Source organism: Actinopolymorpha sp. B11F2, from assembly GCF_040195635.1.
GTDB lineage: Bacteria > Actinomycetota > Actinomycetes > Propionibacteriales > Actinopolymorphaceae > Thermasporomyces.
On record NZ_JBEFTX010000016.1, the window covers coordinates 130,618 to 147,295 of the forward strand.

The 16,678-nt window shown below is 70.7% G+C and carries 12 protein-coding genes and 2 pseudogenes; 7 read left to right on the forward strand and 7 right to left on the reverse strand.

The annotated features are described in order from the left end of the window. Window positions 1–77: 77 nt before the first annotated feature. Window positions 78–1,091, reverse strand: a complete 1,014-nt coding sequence (locus ABN034_RS25685) for a glycosyltransferase family 2 protein (protein ID WP_349693541.1) — start codon at window positions 1,089–1,091, stop codon at window positions 78–80. A gap of 267 nt (window positions 1,092–1,358) precedes the next feature. Here ABN034_RS25685 and ABN034_RS25690 point away from each other — a divergent pair, with 267 nt between their 5' ends. After that, window positions 1,359–2,978 carry a hypothetical protein gene (locus ABN034_RS25690; protein ID WP_349693542.1) on the forward strand — a complete coding sequence of 540 codons (1,620 nt, stop codon included), beginning with the start codon at window positions 1,359–1,361 and terminating at the stop codon, window positions 2,976–2,978. Window positions 2,979–3,141: 163 nt separating this feature from the next. Beyond that, window positions 3,142–3,336 (forward strand): tail-anchor membrane protein, encoded by a 195-nt coding sequence (locus ABN034_RS25695; protein WP_349327238.1) that lies wholly within the window; start codon window positions 3,142–3,144, stop codon window positions 3,334–3,336. 16 nt (window positions 3,337–3,352) lie between these two features. Here the strand turns inward: ABN034_RS25695 and ABN034_RS25700 are convergent, their stop codons facing one another. Further along, window positions 3,353–4,681, reverse strand: coding sequence for an aminotransferase class I/II-fold pyridoxal phosphate-dependent enzyme (locus ABN034_RS25700; RefSeq protein ID WP_349693543.1), 1,329 nt, complete (start codon window positions 4,679–4,681; stop codon window positions 3,353–3,355). A 138-nt stretch (window positions 4,682–4,819) separates the two neighbouring features. On the opposite strand from ABN034_RS25700, the gene ABN034_RS25705 reads away from it, so the two are divergent. Continuing rightward, window positions 4,820–5,638 carry a GNAT family N-acetyltransferase gene (locus ABN034_RS25705; RefSeq protein ID WP_349693544.1) on the forward strand — a complete coding sequence of 273 codons (819 nt, stop codon included), beginning with the start codon at window positions 4,820–4,822 and terminating at the stop codon, window positions 5,636–5,638. 117 nt (window positions 5,639–5,755) lie between these two features. Then, window positions 5,756–6,412 carry an FMN-binding negative transcriptional regulator gene (locus ABN034_RS25710; protein WP_349693545.1) on the forward strand — a complete coding sequence of 219 codons (657 nt, stop codon included), beginning with the start codon at window positions 5,756–5,758 and terminating at the stop codon, window positions 6,410–6,412. Window positions 6,413–6,530: 118 nt separating this feature from the next. Here the strand turns inward: ABN034_RS25710 and ABN034_RS25715 are convergent, their stop codons facing one another. Next, window positions 6,531–8,420, reverse strand: coding sequence for an ABC transporter ATP-binding protein (locus tag ABN034_RS25715; protein WP_349693546.1), 1,890 nt, complete (start codon window positions 8,418–8,420; stop codon window positions 6,531–6,533). Continuing rightward, window positions 8,413–10,290 carry an ABC transporter ATP-binding protein gene (locus tag ABN034_RS25720; protein ID WP_349693547.1) on the reverse strand — a complete coding sequence of 626 codons (1,878 nt, stop codon included), beginning with the start codon at window positions 10,288–10,290 and terminating at the stop codon, window positions 8,413–8,415. Before ABN034_RS25720 ends, ABN034_RS25715 begins: the two co-directional genes overlap by 8 nt. A 212-nt stretch (window positions 10,291–10,502) precedes the next feature. Here ABN034_RS25720 and ABN034_RS25725 point away from each other — a divergent pair, with 212 nt between their 5' ends. Both ABN034_RS25725 and ABN034_RS34585 read left to right on the forward strand, forming a co-directional pair. Continuing rightward, entirely contained in the window at window positions 10,503–10,697 is a 195-nt protein-coding gene (locus tag ABN034_RS25725; protein WP_349327248.1) for a tail-anchor membrane protein, read from the forward strand. A gap of 176 nt (window positions 10,698–10,873) precedes the next feature. After that, window positions 10,874–11,023: pseudogene (locus ABN034_RS34585) on the forward strand (methyltransferase domain-containing protein); the annotation flags it as partial. Window positions 11,024–11,083: 60 nt separating this feature from the next. On the opposite strand, the pseudogene ABN034_RS34590 reads toward ABN034_RS34585, so the two are convergent. Next, window positions 11,084–11,485, reverse strand: a pseudogene (locus ABN034_RS34590) (pentapeptide repeat-containing protein); the annotation flags it as partial. A gap of 335 nt (window positions 11,486–11,820) precedes the next feature. Here ABN034_RS34590 and ABN034_RS25735 point away from each other — a divergent pair. Beyond that, window positions 11,821–14,577 carry a molybdopterin cofactor-binding domain-containing protein gene (locus ABN034_RS25735; protein ID WP_349693549.1) on the forward strand — a complete coding sequence of 919 codons (2,757 nt, stop codon included), beginning with the start codon at window positions 11,821–11,823 and terminating at the stop codon, window positions 14,575–14,577. Window positions 14,578–14,591: 14 nt separating this feature from the next. Here ABN034_RS25735 and ABN034_RS25740 read toward each other — a convergent pair whose 3' ends face one another. Both ABN034_RS25740 and ABN034_RS25745 read right to left on the reverse strand, forming a co-directional pair. Continuing rightward, on the reverse strand, window positions 14,592–15,206 hold the full coding sequence (locus tag ABN034_RS25740; protein ID WP_349693550.1) for an isochorismatase family protein: 615 nt from the start codon (window positions 15,204–15,206) through the stop codon (window positions 14,592–14,594). 24 nt (window positions 15,207–15,230) lie between these two features. After that, window positions 15,231–16,553 carry a nicotinate phosphoribosyltransferase gene (locus tag ABN034_RS25745; protein WP_349693551.1) on the reverse strand — a complete coding sequence of 441 codons (1,323 nt, stop codon included), beginning with the start codon at window positions 16,551–16,553 and terminating at the stop codon, window positions 15,231–15,233. Between the last annotated feature and the right edge of the window lie 125 nt (window positions 16,554–16,678).

Here is a 16,678-nt window from a genome sequence, read left to right on the forward strand (position 1 = left end):
GCGACGGCGCGTGAGGGTGTGCGACGGCGGGACGGCGCGCCGTCAAAGCGGCCACCGGCGGCGGTCAGGTGTGCCGTCTAGCGCGTGTCGTTGCGGGAACGCACGATCAGGTCGGCCAGCAACGCGAGGGACGTGATGATCATCCCGGTGAGGATGATCAGGACCGTGTTCGTCGCCAGGCGTACTGGATGGGCCACCACGTCATAGATCGCCTTGCCGAACCCGATCGCGATCAGCCACAGCGCCGGCGGCATCAGCACCTTGAGCGGGTTGAAGTACATCACCATCCGGAGCACCTGGAGGATGTACCGGTAGGCGTCCTTCACGAAGTGGAACTTCGACCTGCCTGCCCGCTTGGCGTAGCCGATCGGCAGGTAGCGCATGCCGTGCTGGTTGTGCAGGAACGCGATCGTGATCGTCGTGACGCAGGAGAACCCGGGCGGCAGCAGCCGGAGGTAGGGCAACGCGACCTCCCGGCGGAACGCCCGGAGCCCGGAGTTGAGGTCGGGGATCCGCGTGTTCGTGAGGTACTCCGCGATCTTGCGGATCAGCCACTTCGCCGGCACGCGCAGGAGTCGGTGCGAGCCCTGTTCACTGGTGCGAGCGCCCACCACCTGGTCGAGCCCGGGATCGGCGTTGAGCAGCTCGATGAACTCCGGGATCCTGTCGTTGGGATAGCTCATGTCGGCGTCGGTCCACACGACGAAGCGCCCGCGCGCCTGCTGCGTACCGATCCGGCGTGCCGTGCCCGAGCCGCCGTTGCGGTCGAACGCCAACACCCGCAGGTGGGGGAAGCGCGGTGCCGCCTCCTCGAGTACCTCGCGGGTCCGGTCGGTGGAGGCGTCGTCGATGGCGAGCAGCTCGTAGCTGTAGGGCGTGTCGTCCAGCGTCTTGGTGATCCGTTCGACCTCCGCGATCACATGGTCCTGCTCGTTGTAGCAGGGCAGGACGACGGTCACGTCGAGAACGTCGGCCGCGGCGTCGGGACGGACAGCAACCGGGGCTTGCGTGGCGGTCGCGCCCGCGGTGCCTGGCGCCGTCGCGGCCCATGGGGAGGTGCTGGTCGATGTCCTGTGCGCGGTCGCGCTCATGCCCTGGAACTCCCGGATCACTGGCCGGGTTGGCTCCGACAACCGTGACGCGATGTTGCCGAGAGCCGCCTTCCGGCTACGGTCAGATATCTGCGGGACGTTACTCCTTCCAGGCGAACAGCGTCTTACGAACAGTCGACGTGTCTGAGTCTTGCCTACGCTCCGTGTTGGTGACGGGTGTCGAGAGTCTGGCCACTGACGTCGCTCGGAGGTTCGTCCCGCGCCTCGCGCCGGGCTTAGGCTTCCGCCGATGCGCCCCTTCCGCCGATGCCCCAGCTGCCGCTGCCCGTTCCGCTGATGGCCCTTCCGCCGGTGACAGTGCCAGGAGGGACCAACGGAGCGCGTGGGACGGCACTGCTGGGTGGTGCGCTCGTCCTCGTGACTGCCGCGTTCGAGCTGGCTCACCTGCCGCTGCCCTATCCGTCGGACCAGATCAACTACTTCGACGCGGCGGGTGACTTCCCGTATCCGGCGGCGGGAACGCCGATGCACCAGTTCACCCGCTTCGGCCTCACGTTGCCGCTCCGCGGCGCGATCGAGCTGCTCGGCTACTCCGAGGCGGCGTACCACGTCGTGCCCGTGCTGGCTGGGCTCCTCCTCGTGGTGTCCGTCTACCTGCTCGGAACGATGCTCTTCGCCAGGTCGGTCGGTGTAGCGGCGGCCGCACTCACGATTGCCAACAACCTGATCTTCTTCGACCTGCTCGCGCCGTTGCCGGACGTCCTGGCGACGGCGCTGTTCTGTGCGGCCGTGGTGCTGGCCGTGGCAGTCCACCAGGAACGCCGGCTGGTCGCGGTCTCCGCCCGGCGTCAGGCCGTCGCGGTCCTGGTCATCGGAGCGCTTCTCGGCTGGAGCTACCTCACCCGGGAGTACGTCGTCTTCGCCTGGCCGCTCATCCCGCTCCTCGTCGTACCCAGGGTGGGCTGGCGACGGGCGAGCCTGGCTGTCGTCCCGCTGGTGGTTACCGCGGTGACGGAGCTCGGCCTGTGCCAGCTGACGTACGGCGATCCGCTGGCGCGGGTGCGCGCGGTGACCGGGCACGGCAGCGGTCCGGTACCACCGGAGGCGGCGGCGACGTACCAGGAAATGCCGCGCTGGTGGTACCTCATCCGGCTCCCCGCCGGCCTCGCCGACGTACCGGAAGGGCCGTGGCTCCTGGCGGCGCTGGCCGGCGTGGTGGCCGGCGGGATCCTCGCCCGCCGGCGGGTCGGCGTCCTGGTCGGCTGGCTGGCCCTGATCTCCGTGCCACTGGTACTGCTCGGCGGCGTGGTTGATCCGTCGGCTCCGAGGCTGCGGCTGTTCCTGATGCGGTACTGGTTCCCTGCGTTTCCGGCATACATCCTGGGTGGTCTTGGCGCCGCCTGGCTGCTCACCGGCTGGGCGCTGACCAGGCCGTGGGCGAGCGTGCGGCAGGCGGACCCGCGACGGGGGATCGCGGCGGCGGTGGTGCTGTGCCTCGCCACTGGTGCCGTGGCCACGGCTGCACCGGGATGGACGGTGGACCGGGGATACCGGGTGACGGGATCCGATCCGCTGGGTGCGTTCCGGGACTGGCTCACCGCCCATCACTCGGACGTACGCGTCCTCTGGAGCGACGGGCGTACGGTCCGGGTGTTGCCGATCTACCACACCACGCGGTTCGGCCGGACGATCTGGTCCGGCGAGCTGCGGACCCTCGCACCGGCGGGTGAGCAGCCCGGTCCGGGCGAGTACGTCGTCCTCTACGGCACGGAAGGAGAGATTCCCTGCGCGCACTGCGGGGACGCCGCGCGGTTGGCGCTGGGGGACCCACTCCGCATTCCGCCGAGCTGGCGACAGGTCTATGCGACCAGGGACAATGCCGTGCGGGTCTACCGCGTCGACGCCGCGCACAGCCCGCCCGGGTAGGCCGGGTATAGGCCCGCCTCGTCCGCTCGGGAGGGCGGGCCGTCCGTTCGGGATCTTCGGTGAGGGTGGCCCGTTCAGCGGTCTCCTCTGAGGGCTGGCCATCCGGGGGATCTCCGGGTGATGCCCGAGGGCTGGACGGATTCCACGAGCAACCATGGGTGTCATGTCGAACCGTACGAAATATGTGCTGGGCGGTGCGGGTGTCGCACTCCTCGCCCTGTGGCTGCTGCCGAACTGGCTCGCCCTGCTGATCATCTTCGCCGTCGTCGCCGCGCCCGTCGTGGGCTACTTCATGCTGGACGAGTCGCAGCGTCGCCGGATCACGCGGCTCCGCGGCCGGGGGCAGCTGCCTCGCTGACCGCCACCGTTGTCCGCTAGACCGTGGCGAGGGGGCGGCCCGGGGCCAAGGCCCTGGCCACGGCATCGGCAAGGACGTCGACGTCGCGTCCGACCTGCAGGGTGCTGGCGGTGATGCGTACGCCCTCGCCACTCGAGACCCGGTACATCCGGCCCGGAGCCACCACCCACCCCGCCTCCATCAGCCGCGCACACACGGCCGTCTCGTCCTCGACGGGTACCCACACGTTGAGGCCCGAGCGCCCGTTGGCGCGTACTCCCCGGCGGCCAAGGGCTGTCACCAGCGCCATCCGCCGTTCGTCGTACCGCTCTCCGGCCCGCGTGACCAGTGCCTCGACCGTCGGGTCACGCCACAGCTCCACCACCAGGGCCTGGAGGACCGTCGAGACCCAGCGGGCGGCGAGCCACTGCCGTCCCTCGACCCGGCCGACGGTCTCGTCGTCGCCGGCCAGGATGGCGCAGCGCAGATCCGGGCCGAGGGGTTTGGACACCGAACGCACCATCGCCCAGTGACGCGTCGTGCCGGCCAAGGCGTGCAGCGGCTCGGTCGCGAGCTCGGCGGCGTGGTCGTCCTCGACGACGAGCGTGTCGGGGTGCGCGGTGAGGATCGCGCGCAACCGGGTGGCTCGGGCCGCGCTGACGCTTGCTCCCCACGGGTTCTGGGCCCGGCTGGTGACGACGATCGCACGTGCACCGTGGCGGATCGCGGCCTCGACGCTGACGGGATCCGGGCCGTCGTCGTCGACGGGCACGGGGATGACCGGATGGTCCATGGCGGCGAGCAGGTCCAGCAGGTTCGACCAGCCGGGATCCTCGACGGCCACGCTGGCTCCGGTACGCAGATGGGCACCGAGGACTCGTTCGACGGCATCGAGGCAGCCGCTGGTGACCGTGACGGACTCGGCCGGCACGCCGTCGGCGGACAGCCGTTCTCTTGCCAGTGCGGCCAACTCGGGGACCGGTCCCGCCCTCCCGTAGAGCACAGGGTCGGGAGCGAGTCGCCGCAGTCTCGGGCCGAGTGCGGGCAGCAGGGCCGGATCGGGGTTGCCGCTGGCGAGGTCGCGGGCGCCTGGCGGGGTGGGTAGGCGGCCGCCACTGCGCGGTGAGATCGGCGGCTTCGCGCGTACGCGGGTGCCCCGGCGCCCGTCGGTCTCGACGATTCCCCGTTGCCGCAGGGTGCGATAGGCCGACGCGATCGTGCCCGGACTCAGGGCGAGTTGGGTCGCGAGCGCGCGGACAGGCGGGAGTGCGGTGCCCGGCTCCAGGGCGCCCGAGCGCACACCGGACTCGACGCTGGCCGCAATCTCGCTCGACGTCGTACCGGTGATGGAATATTGTAGAGGCACAACAACCACTTTGTACTATAACGAACTTGCCGCGCAAGGTCCCGGGTGACCAGGGTCGCGACCGGACCCGGCTCTCGAGGGGTGGGGGCTCGGGGCTGTGACCTTCGGCGTGGCGATGCCGGTGAAGGAGTGCCCTCCGTGTCCGAGACCGCGAGCCCCGCGACCCCGACCGCAGCCAGCCCGACCGCGGCCGGCCGGACCGCAGCCGGTCCGACCGGAACGAGCCCGACCGGAACGAGCCCGACCGGAACGAACGCCTCAGCAACGAGCCCGTCGACCGCGGACCAGGGAAGGGCCGCGAACCGGGGGAGCGCCGGGGATCTGGGGAGTGCAGGGGATCAGGAAAGTGCCGCGGACCAAGGCATCGAGGCGTGGTTCGCCGCGCCGGTGCTGACCGGAGCGCTCGTACGCCTCGAACCCATGGCTCTCGACCACGTGGACGGTTTCCTGGCGGCCGCCGACGACGAGGTCCTGCGCCACCTGTCGATTCCGCCGCTGCGTACCCGCGACGACGTCGTGCAGTGGGTCGGACGGGTCTTCGCCGCCCGGGACGACCGGGTCCTCGTGCCGTGGACGCAGGTCGACTCGCGAACGGGTGAGGTCGCCGGAACAACCTCGTACTACGAAGTCTCACCGGTCACCCGGTCGGTCGCGATCGGGTACACCTGGCTCGGCCAGCGGTGGTGGCGTACCGGCGTCAACACCGAAGCGAAGCTGCTGCTCCTGCAGCGCGCGTTCGAGGAGCTTGGTGCGGTGCGGGTCGTGTGGCACACCGACATCCGCAATGACCGTTCGCAGGCGGCGATCGCCCGGCTCGGTGCGGAGCGCGAGGGGGTGTTGCGCAAGCACAAGCCGCGCCGCGACGGATCGTGGCGCGACACCGTGCAGTACGCGATGACCGACGACGACTGGCCCGGCGTTCGGGACCGGCTGCGGGCGCGGTTGGCAGCGGCCTGACGGCCAGCTTTCGAAAGGCGCGGCGGCGACGCGCCCGACCGTTGTCAGGGGGCGTTGGCGGCGGACGGACGGCGAGCGGTGCGGTGCGGTGGCGAGGCGATCAGCGAGGAGGACTCTGTGCTCATTCATCCCTGGGACGCGGCGACTGACGAGGAGTGGCGGAGCTGGCTGGCAGAACACAGCTTCGGTCAACTCATCGCGCCCGGCTGTCGCGGCGGTGACGATGGCGACGGACGTGATCTGCCGATCGTGGTCGCCACCCACTTCGTCTTCGACGGAGCGTCGACCGTCTGGCTGCACCTCGCCAGACCCAACCCGATCTGGCCTCTGCTCGAGGAGCATCCCCGTGCACTGTTGTGCGTGATCGACGACTATGTGTACGCGCCATCGGCCTGGCAGGCGCTGCCGGGTACCCCGCCCGAGCTGGGCATCCCGACGTCGTACTACACCACTGTCCAGATGGAGTGCGACGTCCGCATCATCGACGACCCGGCGGAGAAGGCAGTGCTGCTCAATCGGCAGTTGGGCCGGTTGGAGCCGGGATCGGGTCGGGTCCCGGTCTCGTCGGTCGACGACCCCGATCGCCGGCAGCTGCCGGGTATCCGCGGGATCGAGCTGACGGTGACGGGCGTACGCGCGAAGGTCAAGTACGCAGGCTCCAAAGAGCCCGACCATCGCCGGGAGATCGCCGACCGGCTGGCTGAGCGTGGCGGCCGATCCGACGCCGCCGCCCGTGCCCATCTCCTCCGCCGCCTCGACCAGCAGAGCTCCTGATACCGCAGCGGCACTTGTGACGCTACGTTCTGCCGCGGGGATTCTTGTGGCGGGTCGCTGCGGCGGGGTCTCTGGGGTGCGGTCGCTGGGGTGCGGGAGCCGGGTGCGGGTGCGTCGGTCAGCGGTACGACTTGGCCTGGAGTTCGAAGAGTTCTGCGTAGAGGCCGCCCTGCCGGGTCACCAGGTCGGCATGGCTACCGGTCTCGACGACCCGGCCACGGTCGAGGACGACGATCAGGTCGGCCATGCGTACTGTCGAGAACCGGTGCGACACCAGCACCGTCACCCCGCCAGTCGAACGACGGACCGCGGCCGCCGCGGCGGTCCAGCGTTCGAAGAGCCGGTGCTCGGTCTCGGCGTCGAGGGCCGCGGTGGGTTCGTCCAGCAGAAGGAGAAGCGGCGACGTCCGCATCATCGCCCGCCCGATCGCGAGCTTCTGCCACTGGCCGCCGGACAGGTCGATCCCGTCGGGCCACGTCGGTCCGAGCTGGGTCCGCAGACCCGCGGGCAGGGAGTCGAGCAGGTCATCGGCGCCAGCCCGCTCCAGTGCCCCGGTCACCGCCCCGGTCACCGCTCCACCGTCGACACCGGCTTCATCGTCGACACCCGCTCCGAGAGCGGAGAGATCACCGATCCCGACCGCCTCACCCACGCTGAACTCCCACCGCGCATGGTCCTGGAACGCGGCCGACACCCGCTCCCGCCAGCGGTCGGGATCCAATGTCGCGAGGTCGGTGCTGTCGACGACGATATGCCCGCTCGTGGGCACGTACAGCCCGGCCAGCAGCTTCACCAGCGTGGTCTTCCCCGCACCGTTGTCGCCGACGATCGCGACCGTCGATCCGGCGGGAAGTCGGAGGCTGACCTCCTGCAGGACGTCGTGACTTCCGAGCGGATAGCGGTACGACACGGAGTCGAGCACGATCCCCGTGTCCAGCCGCTCGGGTACGCCGGCGGTCACGTCCACCCGTTGCCGTGCCCGCGTCGCCACATCCTCGAGGTAGACGAACCGGCTCGCGGCCGTGAGGGTACGCAGGACCCACAGCACGATCTCGCCGGACCCGTCCACGATGCCGAGCACCTGCCCGGCGAGCACCGCCGTCAGCAGGACGTCGCCCACGCTCGCCCGTCCGCGTACCGCCTCGTTGACGACGAAGACGATCGCGCCGAAATACCCCACCAGGAAGACGAGTCGCGCGGCGAACCCGATGCTCGAGCCGTGCAGTTGGAGCCGTACGTTCGTCCGCCGGATCTCGCGGTGTGCAGCGTGGAAGCGCCGCAGGATCTCGGGGGCCAACCGGAAGAGCCGAATCTCCTTCGCCGCTCCGGCCGTCGTGGCGAGATCCCACAGGTCTCCCGCTCGCCGGCTGGGTGCTGCGGAGAGTTCGATGCCGAGGTTGAACAATCCGTTCGTACGCCGGCTCAACACCAGCATCGGCACCCCGAACAGTGGCAGCGCCAGCAGCAGTGGATGCACGCTCAGCAGCAGGGCCACCGACGCGGCGGCCTGGATCATGACGTTCGTCAGCTGCACGAGGGACGGGATCGCGTCTCCGAACTCCCACTCCTCGTTCGACAGTAGTTCCAGCTGGGTGAGGTGCTCCGGCGTCTCGTGGATCTCGAGTGTCGGCACGTGCCCGACAGTTTCCGCGAGCCGGCGCTCGATCAGATGCTGGGCGCGTTCGTTCAGGGCCATCCGGACGCGGGAACCGGCGTAGTCGAGAGCGCTCCCGGCCGCGATCGACACTCCGATGGTGACGGCTGCCAGCGCGGTCCGGGTGGAGTCGCCGTCGGCGAGCCCGTCGAGGAGCAGCTTCAACCACCACGCGAAGCCCGCGGTGACGAGCGCCTGCACCGTGAAGATCCCGAACGCGAGCACCGAACGGCGCCGGTCCGCCCGCCACGCGAAGCCGAGCATCACCCGGGCGGCGCGGAGCCGGCTCGCTGGAGCGTGCGTGCCGGTCGACCCGGTCGGGCCATTCACGTCTGTGGGTGCCGCGTCAGGCATCACGGACCCCCGCCTCTACCGCGGTGTCTCGATCCTCGCCGTGATAGCGCATCGCCTGCGTACGGAAGAGGCTGGAATACCGCCCACCCGCCGCCACCAGTTCGTCGTGCGTACCGTCCTCGGTGATCCGTCCGCCGTCGAGGACGACGATCCGGTCGGCCCGGCGTACCGTCGAGAACCGGTGGCTGATCACGATCGACGTGAGTCCGTGGGTGAGGTCGAGGAACCGGTCGTAGAGGTCCGCCTCCGCGCGGACGTCGAGATGTGCCGTGGGTTCGTCCAGGACGAGCACGCGGGCGCCGGCGCTCACCGCGGCCATCGCGCGTGCCAGCGCGATCCGTTGCCACTGGCCGCCGGACAGGTCGACGCCGCCGTCGTGGCGCCGGGACAGCACGGTGTCGAGCCCCGTCGGGAGACGTTCGATGATCGTGTCGGCGCCGGCCCTGCCCGCAGCGGCGAGGACGCGCGCGTCGACGTCAGGCGTGCGCAACTCCTCGACGGACCCGAACCCGATGTTGTCCCGGGCCGGCAGCTGGTAGTGGATGAAATCCTGGAAGATCGCCGCGACGCTCCGCCGCCAGCTGGTGGGATCGAGGTCGGCCAGGTCGATGCCGTCGACGGTGATCCGGCCGTCCTGGGGGTGGAGCAGGCCGGTGAGGAGTTTGATCAGCGTGGTCTTGCCGGCGCCGTTGAGGCCGACGACCGCGAGGGACCGCCCGGCCTCGATGGTGAGGTCGAGGCCGTCGTACACCGGCCGGTCGCGGCTCGGATAGCTGAACCGGACGCCCTCGAACGAGATCCCCCGCGCTGGCAGGCCGGTCGCCGAGCGCGCCGTGGGGTCGGGCGCCGGAGTGATGGCGGTGGCGGCACGTTCGTGGACGAGGACGTCCGGCACCGGGATCGCGCCGTTCTCGATCCAGATGTCGCCGTCCTGCGAGGCGAGCATCGCCATCGCGAAGAGTCCCTGCACGAGGACCGTCAGCGTGGCCAGCTCGAGGTCGCCGCGAAGCGCCGCACGCGCGGCCAGGACCATCACCACGATGTTGGCAGCGAGGATCACGGCCGTGAGCAACGTCGTGGTGCGGTAGCCGACCCGGCGGGTACGCCAGAGCTCGGCCATCACCTGCTGCCACTCCGTACTGAACTCGTCGACGATCCAACCGGTCAACCCGAAGATGCGGAGCTCTTTCGCCCAGTCGGGCAGGTAGGTGAGCCGGTTGAGATACACCGCCCGGCGCAGCGGGTCGGTCCAGAACGGGTTCGCTCGGTAGAAGTCGGCCTGCAGGTGCTGGCTGACGACGAGCCAGAGGACGAGCAGGCATCCCGCCGCCACCGGCCAGATGGTGGCGACCAGGATGGTCGCGGCGAGCCCGCGCGACAGGCTCGTCCAGCGGTACGACAGGCCGCTGATCAGTTCACCGGGCCCATAGCGGGCGACACTCGCGGCACGGTTGGTGGCCGCGGCGAGCTCGGGATCCTCGAAGAGCTCGAGGCCCGGAACGGCCATCGTGGTCGTCATCACGCGAGCCAGGAGGTACTCGTCCATCCGCTTCTGGAGATCGGTCGTCGCGAGCAGCCGCAGCAGACTGACGGCCTCCTGCACCACCAGGACGGTGCCTATCAGCACGAGTGTCGTGACGACACGGCGTCCTTCCGCCGAGTCGAATCCGCCCGTCACCACGTCGGGCAGCTGGCCGACCAGGCGGCCGACGAGGAGCGCGAAGAGGGCCGCCGGTGCCCCGGAGAGCAGGGCGAGGAGTGCCAGGATTGTCGTACGACCAGGGAACGCGCGGATGAGCACTCCCAGCGCGGCACGGCGGGCGGAGGATCGGCGACGTTCGGACGAGTCCTGCTGGCGCTCAGACGACACGATCACCGAGCATGGCACCGCACCATGGGCGGGGTCATCCCGGTTTTTGGTCGGCGCCGGCCCAGGTGCTGCACCGCTTGGCGGTCGGTTTGGTGCCATAAGTCCGGCCTGGGTCGGGAACGGGTGACACCATACGGACCGGTCGACCGTTCTCATGACGGACAATGGAACGACTGGGTGGTGCACGCCTCAGAGCGGTTGAGAGGGACGACATGTCGAATCGCACGTGGTGGATCGTCGGCGGCGTAGGTGTCAGCCTGCTCGCCTGGATTCTGCTTCCCTGGTGGGCGACCCTGCTGATCGTGCTGGCTGTGGTCGGCGCGCCGATCGCCGGTTACCTGATGCTCGACGACTCGCAGCGCCGGCGGCTTCGCCGGATCCGGGACCGGCGGCAGCTCGGACGGTGAGGGCACCGGGCCGGGGGTTTCTCGACGGGTATCCGGCCGACCTCGCCGAGTGGCAGGACGACGAACGGCTGGTGAGTCGCGGCTTCGTCCACGGCTGGCGTTCCCAGGTGGCGCCGGGCAACGGCGAAGCCTTCTTCGATGCGCTTGTCCGGTCGCTGGTGCGCCCCGACTCCGTCGTGGCCGACATCGGCTGCGGACATGGGGGGTACGCCCAGACGTTGGCCCCGCTGTGCAGGCACGTGATCGGGGTCGACGGCGATCCCGACGTCATCGACCTGGCCCGGCAACTTGCCACCGAACGCGGCGTGGCCAACATCGACTTTCGCGTCCTCCGCCTCGATGAGGGTGCCCGTGAGAACGGTGCCCGTGAGAACGGTGCCGGTGAGAACCGTGCCGGTGAGAACGGTGCCGGTGAGAACGGTGCCGGTGAGAACGGTGCCGGTGAGAACGGTGCCGGTGAGAACGGTGCCGGTGAGAACGGTGCCGGTGAGAACGGTGCCGGCAGCGGGGTGAGGGACGTTGACGCGGGCGTCGGCGTGCCGGACGCGAGCGTGGACGTGTTCGTCTGCCGGCGCGGGCCGATCCTCGCGAAGTGGCTCGACCCCTCGCTCCGGGCGGCGCGTCCCGGTGCGGTCGCCGTCGGCATGCACCCGACCGGCCCGGCGGGCGCCGTCCCGCCATGGAACGCCGACCTGCCCGAGCCGCTGCGAATCGAGCGCGTCTTCGGCTACGACGAGGTACGCGGATGGGTGACCTCCGGCATCGACCAGGCAGCGGGGCGGATCCACCTCGACGGGTGCTGGTGGCTCGACGTGGCGGAGACCTTCGATGGACCCGCGGAGCTCTACGCCAAGCTCGCTGGGCGTCGCGGGGGCGTTCCGTCATGGCCGGCTGTCAAGGAAGGTTTGACACGTGTCTTCACGGCGTACGGCGGGACCCTCGAACTCCGACACTGCCGCCTCGTGTGGCAGGCGTCCTTCCGCTGACCCGAACCAGTGGGGTTGGACTCCGTGACGCGCACGTCGTTGGATGAGGGCCGCCGTGCAACGAAGGAGGCCTGGATGAAGGCGCCCCTGTCGCCACAGAGGCGCGGACCCGTTCGACGCCCTAAGAGGTGAGCCACATGTCTGGCCCGGAACCGACCGCGTTCGTCGTCAACGACACCCCCACCGTCGTCGACGCCGACCGGGAGACGCCGCTGGTCTACGTACTCCGGCACGATCTCGCTCTCTACGGCGTACGCCCCGGCTGCGCGGTCGGAGAGTGCGGCGCCTGCGTCGTCCTCGTCGACGGCCGGCCGGAGCGCTCCTGCCAGCTCTCTCTCGGCGCCGCCGAAGGGACGAGGATCACTACACCGGAGGGGCTCGGCACACCCGACGAGCCACACGAGATCCAGCAGGCGTTCCTCGACGAACAGGCGGCCCAGTGCGGCTACTGCCTCAACGGCATCATCATGTCGACGGCCGGCCTGCTGGCCCGCGAGCCCAGTCCCGACGAGGCCGCCATCCAGGAAGCCCTCGAAGGTCACCTGTGCCGGTGCGGTACGCATCACCGGATCCTCCGGGCTGTACGCAAGCTCGCCGGTCAGACGCTCCCGCCGTGCGCTGCCGTCGTACGACCGGACTCCACCCTGCTCACCGATCCACGCGGACTCGCGGCCGCCGGGCCCGCCGACGTGGACCTTCCGGGCGCGCTACGTGGCGCCCCGAACGTCGAGGACTGGCTCAGACCACTCCCCGACGGTCGGATCGAGGCTCGCAGCGGCCGGGCGGAACTCGGCCAAGGTGTACGTACTGCTCTCGCCCAGGTCGTCGCCGCCGAGCTCGACGTACCGGTGGACCGGATCGTCGTCCGCCAGGCCGCGACCGACGCGACCCCGGACGAGGGCTACACGGCCGGCAGCGCCTCACTCGAGCAGGGCGGTACGGCGCTGGCGATGGCGGCCGCGGCGTTCCGCCGGCTTCGGGCCGAAGGCTGCCCGCCGCTAGGGCCTATCCGCCCGGACGACTGCCCGCGCTGGACCAGCCCATCCGCGGCGGGTGAAAGTGCGGGCGGTGTTCCTTCGGGCGGTGTTCCTGCAGGCGCTGCACCTGCGTCCCGCGCGACCGCACCAGGGGGAGCCGTGGGCCAGCCGGTCCACCGCATCGACCTGACCGCGAAGCTCACCGGCGCGCCGGCCTACGTCCACGATCTGGCACTGCCCGGACTCCTGCACGCCCGCGCGCTCCTCCCGCCGACCTACGAGGCGGCGTTGACCAGCGTGGACGTGCACGCCGCACAGACGATGCCCGGCGTGCGGGCCGTGGTCCACGACGGCCGCCTCGTCGTCGTGGTGGCCGACCGCGAGGAGCAGGCCGTCGCCGGCGTACGACGTCTCGCCCGGTCCGCACGCTGGGAACCCGCGCCGCTGGTCGACGGCGGCGACGCCTCCGAGGACACACGGCAAGCGCAGCCCGTACGCCAGTCCGTTGTCGAGGAGCCCGGCGTGACCGAGGCACTCGCCACCGGGCGGCAGGTCCACGCGTCGTACGCCAAACCGCACGAGGCCCACGCCTCCATCGCGCCGTCCGCTGCCGTCGCCCTCGCCGCTGTGGAGCCGGTCCCAGGGGCCGAGCCGGGCGCCGGGGTTGGGCCGGGCGCCGGGGTTGGGCCGGGTGCCGGGGTTGAACCGGGCCCCGTGCCCGAACCGGTCGCGCTCACGGTGTGGACGCACAGCCAGGGCGTCTATCCGCTGCGGCGGGAGCTGGCGGCGCTGCTCGGCGTCGACGCCGACACCCTCACCGTCCGCCACGTCGACGGCCCCGGCTGCTACGGGCACAACGGCGCCGACGACGCGGCCGGTTTCGCGGCGCTGGCAGCCCGGGCGGTGCCCGGCAGGCCGGTGCGGTTCCAGTTCTCGGTGCGGGACGAGTTCACCTGGGAGCCGTACGGACCGGCGATGCAGGCCGACCTCGACGCCAGCATCGACACCTCCGGAAGGATCACCGGCTGGCGGCACCACATCCGTACCGGTGCACACACCTCCCGACCGCACGGCACAGGCGACCGCCTGATGGTGGCGTGGCTGCGCGCGGGCGGTCCGGCGCGGCCGTGGGCGGGCGGCGGGGAAGGGGGAGTACGCAGCGCCCTTCCGGCGTACGACATCCCCGCCCGCGAGATCGTCGGCGACTACGTGAAGGGGCCGTTGCGGACATCGGCGCTACGCAGCCTCGGCGCCTACTTCAACACGTTCGCGATCGAGTCGTTCATGGACGAGCTCGCCGAGGCCGCCGGCAAGGATCCCGTCGAGTTCCGGCTCGCCCACCTCTCGGATCCGCGGGCGCGCGCGGTACTGGAGACCGCCGCCGAACGCGCCGGCTGGCAGACGCGGACCGGCCCGAGCGGACGCGGCCAAGGCGTGGCGGTGGCGAGGTACAAGGGGTCGAAGGCCTACGCCGCGCTCGTCGTCGACGCGGGCGTGGACACGACGACGGCAGCCGTGACCGTGCACCGCGTGGTGGCCGCCTGCGACGCTGGCGTCATCGTCAACCCCGACGGCCTCGCGAACCAGATCGAGGGCGGCATCGTGCAGGGCCTCAGCCGGGCGCTCCACGAGGAGGTGCGCCACGGCACAGACGGGATCGAGAGCGTCGACTGGACGAGCTACCCGATACTTCCGTTCTCCGGCGTACCCACCCTCGATCTCGTCCTGCTCGACCGCCCCGGCCTGCCACCGCTCGGCGCGGGGGAGGCGTCCACGCCAGTGGCACCCGCCGCCCTCGCCAACGCGGTCGACGATGCTGTCGGCATCCGGATGCGTACCCTCCCGATCACACCGGATCGGCTCCGCGCCCGGCTGGAGGAACTGACCGACGACGAGCTTGCCCGCGTCCTCGCCTGACATACCTACGACAGTCAGCTCGGCTGCGGATAGCCCTCGTGGACGACCGGGGTGCCGACGAGTTCGACGCCGGCCTCTCGCATCTCGCGCACCGCGGCCTGCGTCGTGTCCGCGCGAACGCCCGCCGTCATGTCGAGGAGTACGCGGGTACGAAAGCCCTCCCGCGCCGCGTCCACGGCAGTGGCCCGTACGCAGTGATCGGTGGCGATCCCGACGAGATCCACCTGGTCGACGTCGTGGGACCGGAGCCACTCAGCCAGCCCCTTCCCCTCGATCGACCTCCCCTCGAAGGCGGAGTATCCGTGGGAGTACTCGCCACAGTTGAAGACCGCGTCGAACGGCTGTGGGTCGATGTTCGGGTGGAAGCCGGCCCCGTCGGTCCCCGCGACGCAGTGCGGCGGCCAGCTCGTCACATAGTCGGGCTCGGTGGAGAAATGCTCACCCGGATCGATGTGGTGGTCCCGGGTCGCGATCACATGGTCGTAGGCCCTGTCCCGCTCGTCGGCATCGTGCCAGGCGCGGAGGACCTCGCCGATCGCGAAGGCCACCTCGGCCCCGCCATGCACAGGCAGGCTGCCTCCTTCACAGAAGTCGTTCTGGACATCGACGACGATCAGCGCCCGTGTCATCGCACCTCTCCTCCTTCCAGGACCTCATTCCCGCGCATGTTCTTCGTACGCCGTCGGAATCGCCGGCTCGCCGCGAGACAGCTGCAGCGCGGCCGGCGGCAACTCGCCCCGGCTGCGCTGGTGACGCTCGCGGGCGGCGTCGAGTGGTTCGCGGCCGACAACCTCGCCGTTCTTCACCAGGGGGATCAACAGCGGCCGGCCCAACCGCTCGTCCTCCGGCCATGTCGACACGACCTCGGCGACGGCGATCCCGTTGTCGAGTTGGCGTACGGCCCACTTGCGTCCCTTGTGGGTCGGCTTTCCGGTCGACGCCTTCGCGACGCCGATCAGGGGAGCGTCCGCGTCAGCGGTCGTGGAACGGGCGACCAGCTTGTAGACGAACTCCGCGGTCGGGTAGCCGCTGCCGGTGACCAGCGCGGTGCCGACGCCGTACGCATCGGCGGGCGCGGCGGCCAGCCCGGCCAGGGCGTACTCGTCCAGGTCGCCGCTCACCAGGATCCTGGTCTCCGTCGCGCCCAGCTCGTCCAGCTGGGCCCGTACCTCGTGGGCGAGCACCGGGAGGTCGCCGGAGTCGATCCGGACGGCGCCGAGTCGGGTGCCGGCCGCCTCGACGGCCCTTCGCACGGCGGCACGGACGTCGAACGTGTCGACGAGCAGCGTCGTGCTCGCGCCGAGCGCGGCCACCTGGGCGTCGAACGCCGCGCGCTCCGAGTCGAACAGCAGTGTGAACGCGTGCGCGCTGGTACCCCTGGTGGGGATGCCGTAGGTGCGACCGGCCACGAGGTTGGACGTCGCCGCGAAGCCCGCGAGGTAGGCGGCGCGGGCGGCCGCCACCGCCGCCACCTCATGCGTACGTCGCGAACCCATCTCGACGATCGGGCGGGACCCGGCGGCCGTCGTCATCCGTGACGCCGCCGACGCGATCGCCGAGTCGTGGTTCAGGATCGACAGCGAGACGGTCTCGAGCAGGACCGCCTCGGCGAAGGTCGACTCCACCACCAGGATCGGCGAACCCGGAAAGTAGCACTCTCCCTCTGCATAGCCCCAGATGTCACCAGAGAACCGGTACGACGCCAGCCAGTCGGCGGTTCGCTCGTCGATGACGTCGTTGCGGGTGAGGTGGTCGAGGGTGTCGTCATCGAACCGGAACCGCTCCAACGCCTCGAGGAACCGCCCCGTCCCGCCGACCACGCCGTAGCGACGACCGTCCGGGAGTCGGCGGGCGAACACCTCGAACACGGCACGCCGATGCGCGGTGCCGTCGGCGAGGGCGGACCGGAGCATGGTGAGCTCGTACCGGTCGGTGAACAGCGCCGTCGAGGAGGTGCCGGTGGACATCTCGTCCATAGGGCGAGCCTAGACCGGGGCGCGCCAACGCCGTTCAGCCTTCACGCCCTGGCGGCTCGTTGTGGTGGGCCACGCGCCGTTCGGACCGTTCTGGGGGGTGCGAGGAGAGGGGAACGCCCGACAGA